Source organism: Variovorax paradoxus (genome assembly GCF_030811855.1).
Classification (GTDB): Bacteria; Pseudomonadota; Gammaproteobacteria; order Burkholderiales; family Burkholderiaceae_C; genus Variovorax; species Variovorax paradoxus_L.
Map to the genome: position 1 here is coordinate 57,598 of NZ_JAUSRN010000022.1, position 13,569 is coordinate 71,166.

Annotated in this window: 16 protein-coding genes; 9 read left to right on the forward strand and 7 right to left on the reverse strand. The window is 65.3% G+C overall.

Going from position 1 to position 13,569, the window contains the following annotated elements; genetic code table 11:
- Positions 1-66: 66 nt before the first annotated feature.
- The 8 genes from J2X92_RS27965 to J2X92_RS28000 are packed head-to-tail and all read left to right on the forward strand — an operon-like array spanning position 67 to position 6,822.
- Entirely contained in the window at positions 67-1,746 is a 1,680-nt protein-coding gene (locus J2X92_RS27965; protein ID WP_307580884.1) for a CTP synthase, read from the forward strand.
- Entirely contained in the window at positions 1,743-2,600 is an 858-nt protein-coding gene (gene kdsA / locus J2X92_RS27970; protein WP_055805303.1) for a 3-deoxy-8-phosphooctulonate synthase, read from the forward strand. The genes J2X92_RS27965 and kdsA overlap by 4 nt, the downstream gene beginning before the upstream one ends.
- Positions 2,597-2,887: a DUF1330 domain-containing protein gene (locus J2X92_RS27975; RefSeq protein WP_307580887.1), complete on the forward strand. Its 291-nt coding sequence runs from the start codon at positions 2,597-2,599 to the stop codon at positions 2,885-2,887. Before kdsA ends, J2X92_RS27975 begins: the two co-directional genes overlap by 4 nt.
- A gap of 41 nt (positions 2,888-2,928) precedes the next feature.
- Complete coding sequence (gene eno / locus J2X92_RS27980; protein WP_307580888.1) at positions 2,929-4,212, forward strand: phosphopyruvate hydratase; 1,284 nt, start codon at positions 2,929-2,931, stop codon at positions 4,210-4,212.
- 18 nt (positions 4,213-4,230) lie between these two features.
- Complete coding sequence (gene ftsB, locus J2X92_RS27985) at positions 4,231-4,509, forward strand: cell division protein FtsB (protein WP_307580890.1); 279 nt, start codon at positions 4,231-4,233, stop codon at positions 4,507-4,509.
- A gap of 17 nt (positions 4,510-4,526) precedes the next feature.
- Positions 4,527-5,147 (forward strand): nicotinamide riboside transporter PnuC, encoded by a 621-nt coding sequence (gene pnuC / locus J2X92_RS27990; RefSeq protein ID WP_307580892.1) that lies wholly within the window; start codon positions 4,527-4,529, stop codon positions 5,145-5,147.
- Positions 5,144-5,842: an ATP-binding protein gene (locus J2X92_RS27995; protein ID WP_307580895.1), complete on the forward strand. Its 699-nt coding sequence runs from the start codon at positions 5,144-5,146 to the stop codon at positions 5,840-5,842. The genes pnuC and J2X92_RS27995 overlap by 4 nt, the downstream gene beginning before the upstream one ends.
- Entirely contained in the window at positions 5,842-6,822 is a 981-nt protein-coding gene (locus J2X92_RS28000) for a hypothetical protein (protein WP_307580897.1), read from the forward strand. Before J2X92_RS27995 ends, J2X92_RS28000 begins: the two co-directional genes overlap by 1 nt.
- A 12-nt stretch (positions 6,823-6,834) precedes the next feature.
- On the opposite strand, the gene hslO is transcribed toward J2X92_RS28000, so the two are convergent.
- Positions 6,835-7,842 carry an Hsp33 family molecular chaperone HslO gene (gene hslO, locus J2X92_RS28005; RefSeq protein ID WP_307580899.1) on the reverse strand — a complete coding sequence of 336 codons (1,008 nt, stop codon included), beginning with the start codon at positions 7,840-7,842 and terminating at the stop codon, positions 6,835-6,837.
- 34 nt (positions 7,843-7,876) lie between these two features.
- Positions 7,877-8,401, reverse strand: a complete 525-nt coding sequence (locus tag J2X92_RS28010; protein WP_307580901.1) for a gamma carbonic anhydrase family protein — start codon at positions 8,399-8,401, stop codon at positions 7,877-7,879.
- 37 nt (positions 8,402-8,438) lie between these two features.
- On the opposite strand from J2X92_RS28010, the gene J2X92_RS28015 reads away from it, so the two are divergent.
- The gene (locus tag J2X92_RS28015; RefSeq protein ID WP_307580903.1) at positions 8,439-9,263 is read left to right on the forward strand and encodes a ferritin-like domain-containing protein; all 825 of its coding nucleotides are present in this window, start codon (positions 8,439-8,441) and stop codon (positions 9,261-9,263) included.
- Between the two features lie 8 nt (positions 9,264-9,271).
- Here J2X92_RS28015 and J2X92_RS28020 read toward each other — a convergent pair whose 3' ends face one another.
- The 5 genes from J2X92_RS28020 to J2X92_RS28040 all read right to left on the reverse strand — a co-directional run bounded on the left by J2X92_RS28020 (position 9,272) and on the right by J2X92_RS28040 (position 13,541).
- Positions 9,272-9,748 (reverse strand): MaoC family dehydratase, encoded by a 477-nt coding sequence (locus J2X92_RS28020; RefSeq protein WP_307580905.1) that lies wholly within the window; start codon positions 9,746-9,748, stop codon positions 9,272-9,274.
- A gap of 58 nt (positions 9,749-9,806) precedes the next feature.
- Positions 9,807-10,802 carry a Bug family tripartite tricarboxylate transporter substrate binding protein gene (locus tag J2X92_RS28025; RefSeq protein ID WP_307580907.1) on the reverse strand — a complete coding sequence of 332 codons (996 nt, stop codon included), beginning with the start codon at positions 10,800-10,802 and terminating at the stop codon, positions 9,807-9,809.
- Entirely contained in the window at positions 10,799-11,575 is a 777-nt protein-coding gene (locus tag J2X92_RS28030) for a DUF72 domain-containing protein (protein ID WP_307580908.1), read from the reverse strand. Before J2X92_RS28030 ends, J2X92_RS28025 begins: the two co-directional genes overlap by 4 nt.
- A 12-nt stretch (positions 11,576-11,587) precedes the next feature.
- Positions 11,588-12,499 (reverse strand): site-specific tyrosine recombinase XerD, encoded by a 912-nt coding sequence (gene xerD / locus J2X92_RS28035; RefSeq protein WP_307580910.1) that lies wholly within the window; start codon positions 12,497-12,499, stop codon positions 11,588-11,590.
- Between the two features lie 67 nt (positions 12,500-12,566).
- Positions 12,567-13,541, reverse strand: a complete 975-nt coding sequence (locus J2X92_RS28040) for a tripartite tricarboxylate transporter substrate binding protein BugE (protein ID WP_307580912.1) — start codon at positions 13,539-13,541, stop codon at positions 12,567-12,569.
- Positions 13,542-13,569: the final 28 nt, after the last annotated feature.

Sequence of the window (13,569 nt, forward strand, 5' to 3'; positions counted from 1 at the left end):
GAGCACGCAGTCGGGCCATATACAATCAGCATTTCCCACTGCCCGGTCCTCGCGTCCGGAACTGGCATGACCAAATTTGTCTTCGTCACCGGTGGTGTCGTATCTTCCCTTGGCAAGGGAATCGCCTCCGCCTCTCTCGCTGCGATCCTCGAATCGCGCGGCCTCAAAGTCACCCTCATCAAGCTGGATCCGTACATCAACGTCGATCCCGGCACGATGTCGCCTTTCCAGCATGGCGAAGTCTTCGTCACCGACGACGGCGCCGAAACCGACCTCGACCTCGGCCACTACGAGCGCTTCATCACCACGCGGATGCGCAAGGCCAACAACTTCACCACCGGTCAGATCTACAAGACCGTGCTGGAAAAAGAGCGCCGCGGCGACTACCTCGGCAAGACGGTGCAGGTGATTCCGCACATCACCAACGAAATCCAGGAATACATCAAGCGCGGCGCCGGCCTCGGCACAGCGCATGAAGTGGACGTGGCCATCGTCGAAATCGGCGGCACGGTGGGCGACATCGAGTCGCTCCCGTTCCTCGAAGCCGTGCGCCAGATGAGCCTGCGCATGGGCCCGAACAACTCGGCCTTCGTGCATCTAAGCTACGTGCCCTGGATCGCGGCCGCCGGCGAGCTCAAGACCAAGCCCACGCAGCACACCGCCAAGGAATTGCGCGCCATCGGCATCCAGGCCGACGCCCTCCTTTGCCGCGCCGACCGCCCGATTCCCGATGACGAGCGCGCCAAGATCTCGCTGTTCTCGAACGTGCCCGAATGGGGCGTCATCTCCATGTGGGACGTGGACACCATCTACAAGGTGCCACGCATGCTGCACGAGCAGGGCCTGGACGGCCTCATCTGCGACAAGCTGCGCATCAACACGCCGCCGGCCAAGCTGCAGCGCTGGGACGATCTGGTCTACGAGGTAGAACACCCGAAGCAGGAAGTCAGCATCGCCATGGTCGGCAAGTACGTCGACCTGTCCGACAGCTACAAGTCGCTGAACGAAGCACTGCGCCATGCCGGCATGAAGAACCATGCCCGCGTGAAGATCGACTACATCGATTCCGAAACCATTTCGGCGCAAGACGTCTCGCGGCTTGCCAAGTACGACGCGATCTTGGTGCCCGGTGGCTTTGGCCAGCGCGGCGTCGAGGGCAAGATCTCGGCCGCCCGCTTTGCGCGCGAAGGCAAGGTGCCCTACCTCGGCATCTGCCTGGGCATGCAGGTGGCCACCATCGAATACGCGCGCCACGTGGCGGGCCTGAAGAACGCGAACAGCACCGAGTTCGACCCCGAGACGCCCTGCCCCGTGATCGCGCTGATCACCGAGTGGAAGGATGCCGACGGCACCGTGAAGACGCGCAACGAGAAGTCCGACCTCGGCGGCACCATGCGCCTGGGCGCGCAAAGCTCCGACGTTACGGCCGGCACGCTGGCCCACAGCATCTACGGCGACGTGGTGACCGAACGCCATCGCCACCGCTACGAAGCCAACGTCAACTATCTCGACGAACTGCGCGCCGCGGGCCTCGTGATTTCCGCGCTGACGCAGCGCGAGCACCTGACCGAAATCGTCGAGCTGCCGCAGGACGTGCACCCCTGGTACATGGGCGTGCAGTTCCACCCCGAATTCAAGTCGACGCCGTGGAGCGGCCATCCGCTCTTCAACGCTTTCATCAAGGCGGCGCTCGAGCACAAGGCCCGCAGTGCGGGCGGTGCAAAGAACCTGAAGGCGGTAGCATGAAACTTTGCGGATTCGACATCGGGCTTGACCAGCCCTTCTTCCTGATTGCCGGGCCCTGCGTGGTCGAATCCGAGCAATTGCAGATGGACACGGCCGGCACGCTGAAGGAAATCACCTCCTCGCTCGGCATTCCGTTCATCTTCAAGAGCAGCTTCGACAAGGCCAACCGTTCGTCGGGCACCAGCTTCCGTGGCCCCGGCCGCGAGAAGGGCCTGGAGATCCTGGCGAAGGTGAAGCGCGAACTCGGCCTGCCGGTGCTGACCGACGTGCACACCGAAGACGACATCACCGAGGCCGCCAAGGTGGTCGACGTGCTGCAGACTCCCGCCTTCCTTTGCCGCCAGACCGACTTCATCCGCGCAGTGGCGCAGTCGGGCAAGCCGGTGAACATCAAGAAGGGCCAGTTCCTTGCACCGCACGACATGAAGAATGTGATCGACAAGGCGCGCGCGGCCGCCAAGGAGGCCGGCCTGCCTGAAGACAGCTTCATGGCCTGCGAACGCGGTGCCAGCTTTGGTTACAACAACCTGGTGTCGGACATGCGTTCGCTCGCGATCATGCGCGAGACTGGCGCACCCGTCGTGTTCGACGCCACCCATTCGGTGCAGCTGCCGGGCGGCCAGGGCACGAGCTCGGGCGGGCAGCGCGAAATGGTGCCGGTGCTTTCGCGCGCTGCGGTGGCCGTGGGCGTGGCCGGGCTCTTCATGGAGACGCACCCCGACCCCGCCAAGGCACTGAGCGACGGCCCCAATGCCGTGCCGCTCAAGCACATGAAGGCCCTGCTCGAGACGCTCGTGGCGCTCGACCGGGTCACCAAGAAAAACGCATTCCTGGAGGACGTCTTCCAATCATGAGCAGTGGGTATGTCATCGCCAACGTCGAGGTCACCAACCCGGCGCAGTACGAGGAATACAAGAAGTGGTCGAGCGCGGCCATGCAGGCGCATGGCGCCGAAGTGTGCGCGCGCGGCGGCAAGGTCGAAGTGCTCGAGGGCGATTGGTCGCCTTCGCGCGTCGTCATTTTGAAATTTCCCAGCTTCGAGAAGGCCAAGGCCTTCTATGAATCACCCGAATACCTGAAGGCTCGCGACGCGCGTGCCGGTGCCGCCGTCATGCGCATGATTGCGGTCGAAGGTGTTTGATCATTTGAATTCGAGACTGAACTGAAAAGAAAGAGAAACGCATGAGTGCAATCGTTGACATCGTCGGCCGCGAAATCCTCGACAGCCGCGGCAATCCCACCGTCGAGTGCGACGTGCTGCTCGAATCGGGCACCATGGGCCGCGCGGCCGTTCCCTCGGGCGCATCGACCGGTTCGCGCGAAGCCATCGAGCTGCGCGACGGCGACAAGAAGCGCTATCTCGGCAAGGGCGTGCTCAAGGCCGTGGAGAACATCAACACCGAAATCTCGGAATCCGTGCTCGGCCTGGACGCCAGCGAGCAGGCCTTCCTCGACCGCACGATGATCGACCTGGACGGCACCGACAACAAGGGCCGCCTGGGTGCCAACGCCACCCTCGCCGTTTCGATGGCCGTGGCACGCGCCGCTGCCGAAGAGTCGGGCCTGCCGCTGTACCGCTACTTCGGCGGCATGGGCGGCATGCAGCTGCCGGTGCCGATGATGAACGTCATCAACGGCGGCGCGCACGCCAACAACAGCCTCGACCTGCAAGAGTTCATGATCATCCCCGTGGGTGCGCCAAGCTTCCGCGAAGCGGTGCGCTACGGCGCCGAGGTGTTCCACGCGCTCAAGAAGATCCTGGGCGACCGCGGCATCAGCACGGCGGTGGGCGACGAAGGCGGCTTCGCGCCCAGCGTAGAGAGCCATGAAGCAGCCATCCAGCTGATTCTGGAAGCCATCGACAAGGCCGGCTACGTGGCGGGCGAGCAGATTGCGCTCGGCCTCGACTGCGCCGCCAGCGAGTTCTACAAGGACGGCAACTACGTGCTGGCCGGCGAAAACCTCACGCTCTCGGCTGGCAACTGGGCCGACATGCTGGCCACCTGGGTCGACAAGTACCCGATCATCAGCATCGAAGACGGCATGCACGAAGGCGACTGGGACGGCTGGAAGCTGCTCACCGACCGCCTCGGCAAGCGCGTTCAGCTGGTGGGCGACGACCTGTTCGTCACCAACACCAAGATCCTGCAGGAAGGCATCGACAAGGGCATTGCCAACTCGATCCTGATCAAGATCAACCAGATCGGCACGCTGACTGAAACCTTCGCCGCCATCGAGATGGCCAAGCGCGCGGGCTACACGGCCGTCATCTCGCACCGCTCGGGCGAAACCGAAGACAGCACCATCGCCGACATCGCGGTGGGCACCAACGCCGGCCAAATCAAGACCGGTTCGCTCTCTCGCTCCGATCGCATCGCCAAGTACAACCAGCTGCTGCGCATCGAAGAAGACCTTGGCGACATCGCCAGCTACCCCGGCCGCGGCGCTTTCTACAACCTGAAGTAGCGCCCGAAGCCGGCGGCAATGCGCTCGCGCCTCGTTCCACCCATCGTGCTGTTGCTGCTGCTGGTCGTCCTGCAGTGGCAGCTGTGGAACGGGCGCGGCAGCGTGCGCGACGTGTCGCAGCTGCAGACCAAGCTGGCCGAGCAGAAAGAGGCCAATGCCAAGGCCGCGGTGACCAACGAGCGACTGGCCTCCGAGGTCAATGACCTCAAGGTCGGGCTCGAAATGGTCGAAGAGCGTGCCCGGCAAGAGCTGGGCATGGTCAAGCCCAACGAAGTGTTCGTTCAAGTCACCCACTGAACGAAACGGCGCCGCTGATGCCCGAGTTCTTCTCGGCCCCCGCCTTCGCGCTCTGGGGCTCACCCGTCAGCTGGCTCGAAATCGTGGCCGCCGTGCTGGCGCTGGCGATGGTCGGCTGCAACATGCGCGAAGTCCATTGGGGCTGGCCGCTTGCAATCGTCAGCTCGCTGCTCTACGTGGCCGTGTTCGCAAAGGCGCGCATCTACGGCGATGCCTCGCTCCAGGTGTTCTTCGCGATCGTCGCGCTCTGGGGCTGGTTTCAGTGGCTGCGGGGCCATCGTGCCGATGGCAGTGCATTGCGGGTCAGTCAGCTGTCGCCACGAGGCACCGCGCTGGCGCTCTTGGCCTGCGCTGTGGCCTGGCCCGCTGTCGCCCTCTTCCTGCGCCGCTTCACCGACACCGACGTGCCCTGGTGGGACGGGTTCTCGACCGGGCTCAGCCTCGTCGGCCAGTTCCTGCTCGGGCGCAAGTTCATCGAGAACTGGCTGGTGTGGCTTGCGGTGAACACCGTGAGCGTGGGCCTGTTCATCCACAAGGGCCTGTGGCTCACGGTCGGCCTGTACGCGGTGTTCGCGCTGCTCAGCGTGGCGGGTTTTCTTGCATGGCGCACGCGCATGCACGAGGGGGCGCGCGCATGACCCCCGTGCTGCCGGCGGGATGCGTCATCGCGCTGCTCGGTGCCGAGAGCACCGGCAAGACCGAACTCGCGCGCGCGCTCACGCAGCGCCTGCAAGAGCGCGGAATCGCTACCACGATGGTGGGCGAATACCTGCGCGAATGGTGCAACCGCGAAGGCCGCACGCCGCGGCCCGACGAGCAGCGCGCGATCGCCGACGAGCAGATGCGCCGCATCGATGTCGCGGCGGCCACGGGCGTGGTGGTGGCCGACACCACAGCCCTCATGACCGCGGTTTACAGCGAGCAACTGTTCGGCGACACCTCGCTCCATGCCCAAGCACTGGCGGCGCAAGCCCGCTACGCCATCACGCTGCTGACGGCGCTCGACATCCCCTGGGTTGCCGACGCATTGCGCGATGGCGACCACGCGCGAGAGCCCACCGACGCGCTGCTGCGCGCGGCATTGGGGGGCGCCGGGCTGTCTTTCGCGGTGGTGCACGGCACCGGCAGCGAAAGGCTCTCCAGTGCCTGGAACGCCATCAACTCCATTGCTGCCAGCGAAGGCCGGCCAAGGGCACGAGGCCGCTTCGATTCGAAACCGGCCGCGTGGACATGGCCTTGCGAGAAGTGCTCCGACCCGGAGTGCGAACATCGGCTTTTCAGCGACCTGATCGGACGCCGCGACAACACGCCACTACCCAGTTCGGAGATCTGATGTTCCCGCTTCGCTTCTCTCATTTTTCTGTCTGCACCAGTGTTTTGGTCTCCGCACTGCTCGCGGCTGGCGCCACCATGGCCGCGCCCGTTGCCGCAACCGTGGAGAACGCCACCACGCCCACGGCCTGTGCAGAGGAAGACAACGTCTCGCTGGTGCTGCGCGGCGAAGGCATCCGGCGCATGCGCATCGAGGCGCTGCAGCCGGCCTACCTGGACAGCATCGGCAACGACACCACTGCGCCCGACTTCTCGAACTGCAACTTCGACGGCGGTGCGCATCCCACCGACCCGGCGCACAAGTTCAAGCCCCGCCGCGTAGTGCTGCTCGACGACGCGCAGTGGCGCATCGTCGGCATGACCTTGCCGAGTTTCTGGCGCCCGCAGCAGGTGCCGGTACGGGTCGGCGCGCGCACGGACCGCGGCTTTCACATGCTGCAGATCTTCCGCAAGGAAGACGGCAAGGCGCTTGAAGCACTGGTGCTCTACCCGGCCGACGGCTACTGGCGCATCAAGCCGCTGCCGGAAGAACGCTTCGGCGATGGGGTGTACGGCTCGTCGTTTCTGCTCGGCCCGGTCGAACAGGGCAGCCGGCCGGTGGTCGACATCGCGTCGATCCGCATCGTGCCGAAGCCGCTGGCCATCCACCTGCGCTTTGTGGGCGGCGGCAGCGCGGTGGCCAAGGTGTCCGAGATCAGCCGCACGCGAACCGCACTCGACGTGCGGCTCTCTTCGCCGACGGCGAATGCGCGCCCCTTCGCGGTGCTGCGTTCGATGTACGTGACACCCGACAACGCCGACGTGAGCGAGGTGCGGTGGCAGGAGTCGCCCGAGGCCGCGGAGCAGGTGCTGTCCCTGTCGGATCTGAAGACGCTGAGCGGCGCGCACCTGCGCTTCGGGCGCAGCCTGCCTTCGCGGCACAACACCAGCGCACCCGACATCGTGTTCGGCGGCTTCGACGACGACAAGGCGCCGCGCTAACCGCCTCGCGTTTTACTGCACGACCGTACTGCCCGGAACCTGGTCGCCTGGCGGCCTGAAGATCTGCGCCGCATCGACCGCATCGAAGCGGTACTGCTTGCCGCAGAAGTCGCATCCCACCTCGATGTCGCCGCGCTCGGCGAGGATCTCCTCGGCCTCTTCCACGCCGAGCCCGCGAATCATCTGCGCCACGCGGTCGCGCCCGCAGGTGCATGCGAAGTGAGGCCCCAGCAGGCCCGCTTGCGGCTCGAAGCGCAGCAGCTTTTCTTCCCAGAACAGACGGCGAAGAATGGTTTCGATGTCGAGCGTGAGCAGTTCGTCGCGCGTAAGGCTCGAAGCGAGAATCGAGATGCGGTTGTAGTCCTCGTTCAGGCCGATCTGGTCCTGGTTGGCCTGGTCATGGTCCCTGACGGAGGTGCCGGACTGGCCTTCGAGGTTGCCCTCGCCCTTCACCGGCAGGCGCTGGATCAAGAGGCCGGCCGCCACCTTGTCGTCGGCCGCGAGCACCAGCGTGGTGTCGAGCTGCTCGCTCTGCAGCATGTAGTGCTGCAGCACGTCGCTCAGCTTGCCCAGCTTCTCGCCCTCGTCGTCGAAGAGCGGCACCACGCCTTGATATGGCGTCGTGCCCGGCAGCTTGTCCTTGGGGTCGAGCGTGATCGCGCAGCGGCCTTTGTTGTTCTCGTTCACCATCTCCGGCAGGCGCGCATCGGCCGGCAGGTTGCCAATCACCTTGGCGGTGGCGCGCAGGCTCAGGTCGGGCTTGGCCTCAGCCACGGCCACCTTCACCGGACCGTCGCCGAAGATCTGCAGGATCAGCGCGCCGTTGAACTTGATGTTGGCCTGCATCAGCGTGGCCGCGGCGGTCATCTCGCCGAGCAGCTCGGCCACAGGCGGCGCATACGCGCCGGTGGCGGTGTTGGAGGCGCGCCGCGCCAGGATTTCCTGCCACGCATCTGTCAGGCGCACGATCATGCCGCGCACCGGCAGGCCATCGAACAGGAATTTGTGCAGCTCGCTCAAAACGGATTCTTCTTTCTGTTGGGCCTGCGCGCTGTCAGGCAATCTTCTTGAGGCCCTTCGCGTAGCGAATGGCGTTGTTGACGTAGTGGTCGGAGCCGTGGCGCAAACGGGCGGCGTCTTCGTCGCTGATCGTGCGCATCACCTTCGCGGGCGAACCGAAGATCAGGGAATTGTCGGGAAACTCCTTGCCCTCAGTCACGACGCTGCCGGCACCGACAATCGAATTGCGGCCGATCTTCGCGTTATTCAAGACCACGGCCTGGATGCCGATCAGCGAGTTGTCGCCGATGGTGCAGCCATGCAGCATGACCTGGTGGCCAATGGTGACGTTCTCGCCAATGGTGAGCGGACTGCCGGGATCGGAATGCAGCATCGACATGTCCTGCACGTTGCTGTTGCGTCCGATGGTCATGGTCTCGTTGTCGCCGCGCAGCACTGCACCAAACCAGATGCTCGCGTTTTCACCCAGCTGCACGTTGCCGATCACTTCCGCGCTGTCGGCGACCCATGCGCCGGTGCCGAGTTGCGGCGCAACGCCGTCGAGTTCATAGAGGGCCATCGTGGAGTCTCCGGGGGCAAAAACTAGAATTGTAGGGATGCACCCCCGATTGAGCGCGCTGGCCGCGCTGCGACTGACAGATCCTGAAGCCAAGGTCGCTGCGACACGCGCAGTTGCTGCACTGGCAGCTACTGATTCCATAGCAATCGATCCCCTGCGCACCGAAGGGGACGATCTTGGCGTGCCGGGCCGGCCCGAAAAGCCCGTGCGCGTGGCCGCCACGGCTGTGCAAAAGCGCTCGCCCTTCACGACCGAAGGCCGCGCCGCGCTGATCCATTCGATCTGCCACATCGAGTTCAACGCCATCAACCTCGCGCTCGATGCGATGTGGCGCTACGACGGCATGCCCGAGGCTTACTACCGCGACTGGCTGCGCGTGGCCGATGAAGAGGCCCAGCACTTCACGTTGCTGCATGCGCACCTGCAGAACATGGGCTGGCGCTACGGCGACTTTCCCGGTCACGACGGCCTCTGGAGCATGTGCGAGAAAACAAGGGACGACGTGCTGGCGCGCATGGCGCTGGTGCCGCGCACGCTCGAGGCCCGCGGGCTCGACGCCACGCCGCTGATCCAGGCCAAGCTGAAGCGCGTCGACACGCCCGACGCGCTGCGCGCGGTCGAGATCCTCGACATCATCCTGCGCGACGAAGTGGGCCACGTGGCCATCGGCAACCACTGGTACCGCTGGCTCTGCGAGCGCGAGGGTCTCGATCCCGAGGCGACTTATCCGGAACTCGTGGCGCGCTACGAAGCGCCGCGGCTCAAGCCGCCCTTCAATCTCGAAGCCCGCGGACGGGCCGGCTTCAGCGCCGAGGAACTGCGCGTGCTCTCTGCCGGCGGCAAGGCTGAAAAGGCTGAATAGACAAAGCCCTACGCCGGCCGGGCGTGCACCAGCAGCTTGGGCGTGAAGTACTGGAGCACCTCGCCGCGCTGGTTGAGCGTGCGGCAACGCATCGTCACCATGGCGCGGCCGGGCTTGGAGCGCGAGGGCGTGATGTCGAGCACCTCGCTCACCACGTGCAGCACGTCGCCGGGCCGCGTGGGCTTGGGCCATTGCAGCTCGCCGCCCGAACCGATGACGCCTTCGGCGAGCGGAATGCCGCTCTCCACCAGCAGCTTCATCGTGAGCGCCGCCGTGTGCCAACCGCTCGCTGCAAGGCTGCCGAAGAAGGTGTTCTTCGCGGCCTCTTCGTCGGTGTGAAAAGGCTGCGGATCGAACTGGAGCGCAAAGGCCTTGATCTGAGCCGCGTCCAGCAAATGCTCGCCGCTCTGGAAGCGATCGCCGATTGACAGGTCTTCCAGGTACAGCGCGCGCTTCGCGCCGGTGTCGTCAGGGAGTGCCACCATGGGAGTTCCTTGTAGTGCCTGCGCACATTCTCGAACTTTCAGAGCCCCAGACCGCAGGTCAATCGGCCTTGATGTTCGCGGCCTTGACGATGCGCCCGTTGCTCTCGAATTCCGAGGCGATCTCCTTGGCAAAGGCCGCGGGGGTTCCGCCGGTCGGCACGTTGTCGGTGGCCGTGAGCTTGGCCCGCAACTCGGGGCTGGCCAGCGCCTTGTTGATCTCCGCGTTGTACTTTGCAACGAGCGCGGGCGGTGTTGCCGCGGGCGCGAAGACACCGAACAGCGAGTTGATGTTGGCTGCGTTGTAGCCCAGCTCGCCCAGCGTGGGCACCTGCGGCAGGCTGTCAAGCCGCGCGGGGGCGCCCACCGCGAGCGGACGCAGCTTGCCGGACTGGATGTGCGAAGTGAGCGTGGGGCTCGCGTTGCTAGAGAGAATTTCAAACTGTCCGCCCAAGGCGTCGTTGAGCTGCTGGCCACCACCCTTGTAGGGCACGTGTGTGATGTCCACGCCCGCGGCCGCCCTCACCTGCTCCAGCACGATGTGCCCGAGCGACGCCGGACCCGAAGTGGCCCAGCGCACCGCACCCGGCTGCGTTTTGGCATCGGCGATGAGCGCGCGGAAATCCTTTGACTTGCTGGCCGGCGTGGCGATCAGCAGCACCGGCGAATACATCACGCTCGCCACGGGCGCGATGTCTTTCTGCGGATCGAAGGGCAGCTTGCCGAGGTGCGGGCTCAGCACCAGCGGGCTGATGGCCGAGAAGCCCAGCGTGGCGCCATCGGGCGTGGCCTTGGCCACTGCGTCCATGCCGATGGCGCCGCTGGCGCCGGCGCGGTTTTCCACCACCACCGTGGTTCCCAGCTGCGTGGCGAGCTTGTCGCCGAGCGCACGTGCGACCACGTCGCTGACGCCTCCTGCGGGGTACGCGACGATGAGCCGGATGGTCTTGGGAACGGTCTGGGCCTGTGCACCGGCCGCTGCCGCGCAGAGTGCTGCACCGGCAAGGAACCACGTAGGCTTGAACGAAAAATGCATGTCGAATCTGGAGAAGTTCATGGATGTCCCATGGAGGGAGGCACCGATTTTGAAGCAATGCGCACGAGCGTCAGCGCGTTGCCCGCGGCTGCGCCGCTGGCCGTGTTGTCGAAGATGCACCAGCATGCGGCGCCTTCCTCCTCGCTGGCTTGGCGCAAGCGCACCGCAAGCCGCTGCAACAGTGCGTCGTCGTAGGCCGACCAGTAGCGGCGCGGTGAACCGTGCAGGCGCAGATACACCAGCCCCGGCCATCCACCTGGGGCCGCGGCCTCGTCGAACAGGACCGGGTCGGCCAGCACGCGGGCCACGTGAAACTGCGAGAGCAAGGCTTCCGCCTGCGGCACGAACCAGCTGCGATGCCGCGGCTCGAGAGCCACCGCGCCTTCGAACCTCTTTCGCAGCGCCGCCAGGAATCGCTTTGCAATGCGTGCATCGAACGCGAGGCTGGGCGGCAGCTGCACGACGAGGCAGCCAAGCTTTCCGCCCAGTCCGTGCACTTGCGCAAGAAATGTCTCGAAGGCCGGCATGGCGTCGACCAGTCGGCTCTCGTGCGTGATGGTTTGCGGCAGCTTCACCGCGAAGCGAAAGTTGATGGGCGTGCTGGCAGCCCAGCGCTCATACGTCTCGCGCCGGTGCGGCTTGTAGAACGAGCTGTTGATTTCCACCACATCGAAGCGCTGCGCATAGCGCGCGAGATGCGAACCTTCGGCAGGAAAATCGGGCCACGACACCCGCGGCAGGCTCCAGCCCGCGCAACCGATGCGCAGCAGCGACGGCGACATGGCACGGTTCATTTGCGTGCACCCTCAGCCGCGCGGATGGTGCTTGGCGTGCATCTGCTTGAGCCGCTCACGCGCCACGTGGGTGTAGATGGTGGTGGTCGAAATATCGGCGTGGCCGAGCAGCAGCTGCACCGCGCGCAGGTCGGCGCCATGGTTCAGCAAGTGAGTGGCAAACGCATGACGCAAGGTGTGCGGAGACAGCGGTACGTGAATGCCGGCCGCCGCGGCCTGCTTCTTCACGATGATCCAGAACATCACGCGCGTCATGCCCGCGCCCCGTGCTGTCACGAACAGGTCGGGCGTCTGCTGCCCGTCGAGGATGGCGGGCCGCGACTCCTCCAGGTAGCGCTCGATCCAGCGGCGCGCCTCGCCGCCGAACGGAACCAGCCGCTCCTTGTTGCCCTTGCCCAGAACGCGCAGCACGCCGTCGTTCAAGCTCATGTCGATCGCCTTGAGCGCCACGAGCTCGCTCACGCGCAATCCACTCGCGTACATGAGCTCAAGCATGGCGCGATCGCGCAGGCCCAGCGGTGTTTCGACGTCGGGCGCGGCCAGCAGGTCGTCGACCTGCTTTTCGGACAAGGTCTTGATGGCGCGCGGCATCTGCCGCGCCGGCGCGAGCCGCAGGCTCGGATCGGCCGATATGCGCCGCTCGCGCAGCGCCCAGCGGTAGTAGCGCTTGAAAACGGTGAGCCGCCGGTTGGCCGAAGTGGCCTTGCCCTTGGTGGAGAGGCGCACGCCCATGTAAGCCTGCAGGTCGTTCTCCTTCGCGGCGTCGAGCAGCACGCCGCTGCGTTCCTTGCGCAGCCACTGCGCGAACAGCGCCAGGTCGCGCCGATAGGCGGCCAGCGTGTTCTTAGACAGCCCGTCCTCGAGCCACAGGGCATCGATGAAGTCGTCGATCTCGGGGGTTTGTGTGGCGGCGGCCTCGGTCATGCGCTGCAAGATAACAAAAAGAAAAAAGCCGCCCGGTTGCGGGCGGCTTTGCTCGGGGGAAAGCGACTCAGTCGAGCTTCAGCTTCTGCTTGGCAACCACCTGCTTGTAGACGTCGTACTCGGCCTTGATCTGCGCGGAAAACTGTTCGGGCGTATTGGCCACGATCAGCGAACCCGTGTCTTCGATGCGCTTCTTCACGGCCGGATCTTCCACGGACTTCTTCACGCCGGCGTTGATCTTGTCGACCACTTCCTTCGGCAGGCCCTTGGGGCCCAGGATGCCGTAGTAGGCCATGCGATTGACCGGCTCGAGCCCCACTTCCTTGAAGGTCGGCACGTTGGGCAGCGCGGCCAGGCGCTGCGGCGCCGACACCACGATGGGCACCAGCCGGCCGCTCTGGATGAACGGCATGGCCGAGGGAATGTTGTCAAAAATGATCGGCACCTGGCCCGCCACCACGTCGTTGAGCGCGGGGCCCGCGCCGCGATACGGAATGTGCGTGACGAAGGTGTTGGTGAGGCTCTTGTAGAGCTCCATCAGCAGATGGCCGATGCCGCCGGTGCCCGACGAGGCATACGAATACTTGCCGGGGTTCTTCTTGAGCTCGGCCACGAACTCCGCGTAGTTCTTGGCCGGGAAGCTTGGGTTCACCGCGATGATGTTGGGCGTGGCCGCGATGTTGATGATCGGCGTGAAGTCGTTGATCGGGTCGTACGGCACCTTGGGGTTGATGGCCGGGTTGGCCGCCGTGCTCGAGACCGTGGCCACGCCGAGCTTGTAACCGTCGGGCGTGGCGCGCGCGGTTTCGGCCGCACCCACGATGCCGCCGCCACCCGCGCGGTTGATCACCACCACCGGTTGGCCCAGCACCTTGCCCAGCGGATCGGCAATCACGCGCGCCACGATGTCGGTGGTGCCGCCCGGTGCAAAGGGCACGCTTAGTTCGACCGGCTTGTTGGGATAGCCCTGCGCGAAGCTCTGGCCAGCGACCGCGACCAGCGCGGCGGCACCCATCATGGCGCCCCATTGACGACGTTGCATCGAAAACTCCTTGATTGACTGTGTCGAA

Coding starts and splice junctions, on each gene's coding strand:
- J2X92_RS27965 (WP_307580884.1), top strand. CDS start 67: ATGACCAAATTTGTCTTCGTCACCGGTGGTGTCGTATCTTCCCTTGGC.
- kdsA (WP_055805303.1), top strand. CDS start 1,743: ATGAAACTTTGCGGATTCGACATCGGGCTTGACCAGCCCTTCTTCCTG.
- J2X92_RS27975 (WP_307580887.1), top strand. CDS start 2,597: ATGAGCAGTGGGTATGTCATCGCCAACGTCGAGGTCACCAACCCGGCG.
- eno (WP_307580888.1), top strand. CDS start 2,929: ATGAGTGCAATCGTTGACATCGTCGGCCGCGAAATCCTCGACAGCCGC.
- ftsB (WP_307580890.1), top strand. CDS start 4,231: ATGCGCTCGCGCCTCGTTCCACCCATCGTGCTGTTGCTGCTGCTGGTC.
- pnuC (WP_307580892.1), top strand. CDS start 4,527: ATGCCCGAGTTCTTCTCGGCCCCCGCCTTCGCGCTCTGGGGCTCACCC.
- J2X92_RS27995 (WP_307580895.1), top strand. CDS start 5,144: ATGACCCCCGTGCTGCCGGCGGGATGCGTCATCGCGCTGCTCGGTGCC.
- J2X92_RS28000 (WP_307580897.1), top strand. CDS start 5,842: ATGTTCCCGCTTCGCTTCTCTCATTTTTCTGTCTGCACCAGTGTTTTG.
- J2X92_RS28010 (WP_307580901.1), bottom strand. CDS start 8,401: ATGGCCCTCTATGAACTCGACGGCGTTGCGCCGCAACTCGGCACCGGC.
- J2X92_RS28015 (WP_307580903.1), top strand. CDS start 8,439: ATGCACCCCCGATTGAGCGCGCTGGCCGCGCTGCGACTGACAGATCCT.
- J2X92_RS28020 (WP_307580905.1), bottom strand. CDS start 9,748: ATGGTGGCACTCCCTGACGACACCGGCGCGAAGCGCGCGCTGTACCTG.
- J2X92_RS28025 (WP_307580907.1), bottom strand. CDS start 10,802: ATGAACTTCTCCAGATTCGACATGCATTTTTCGTTCAAGCCTACGTGG.
- J2X92_RS28030 (WP_307580908.1), bottom strand. CDS start 11,575: ATGAACCGTGCCATGTCGCCGTCGCTGCTGCGCATCGGTTGCGCGGGC.
- xerD (WP_307580910.1), bottom strand. CDS start 12,499: ATGACCGAGGCCGCCGCCACACAAACCCCCGAGATCGACGACTTCATC.
- J2X92_RS28040 (WP_307580912.1), bottom strand. CDS start 13,541: ATGCAACGTCGTCAATGGGGCGCCATGATGGGTGCCGCCGCGCTGGTC.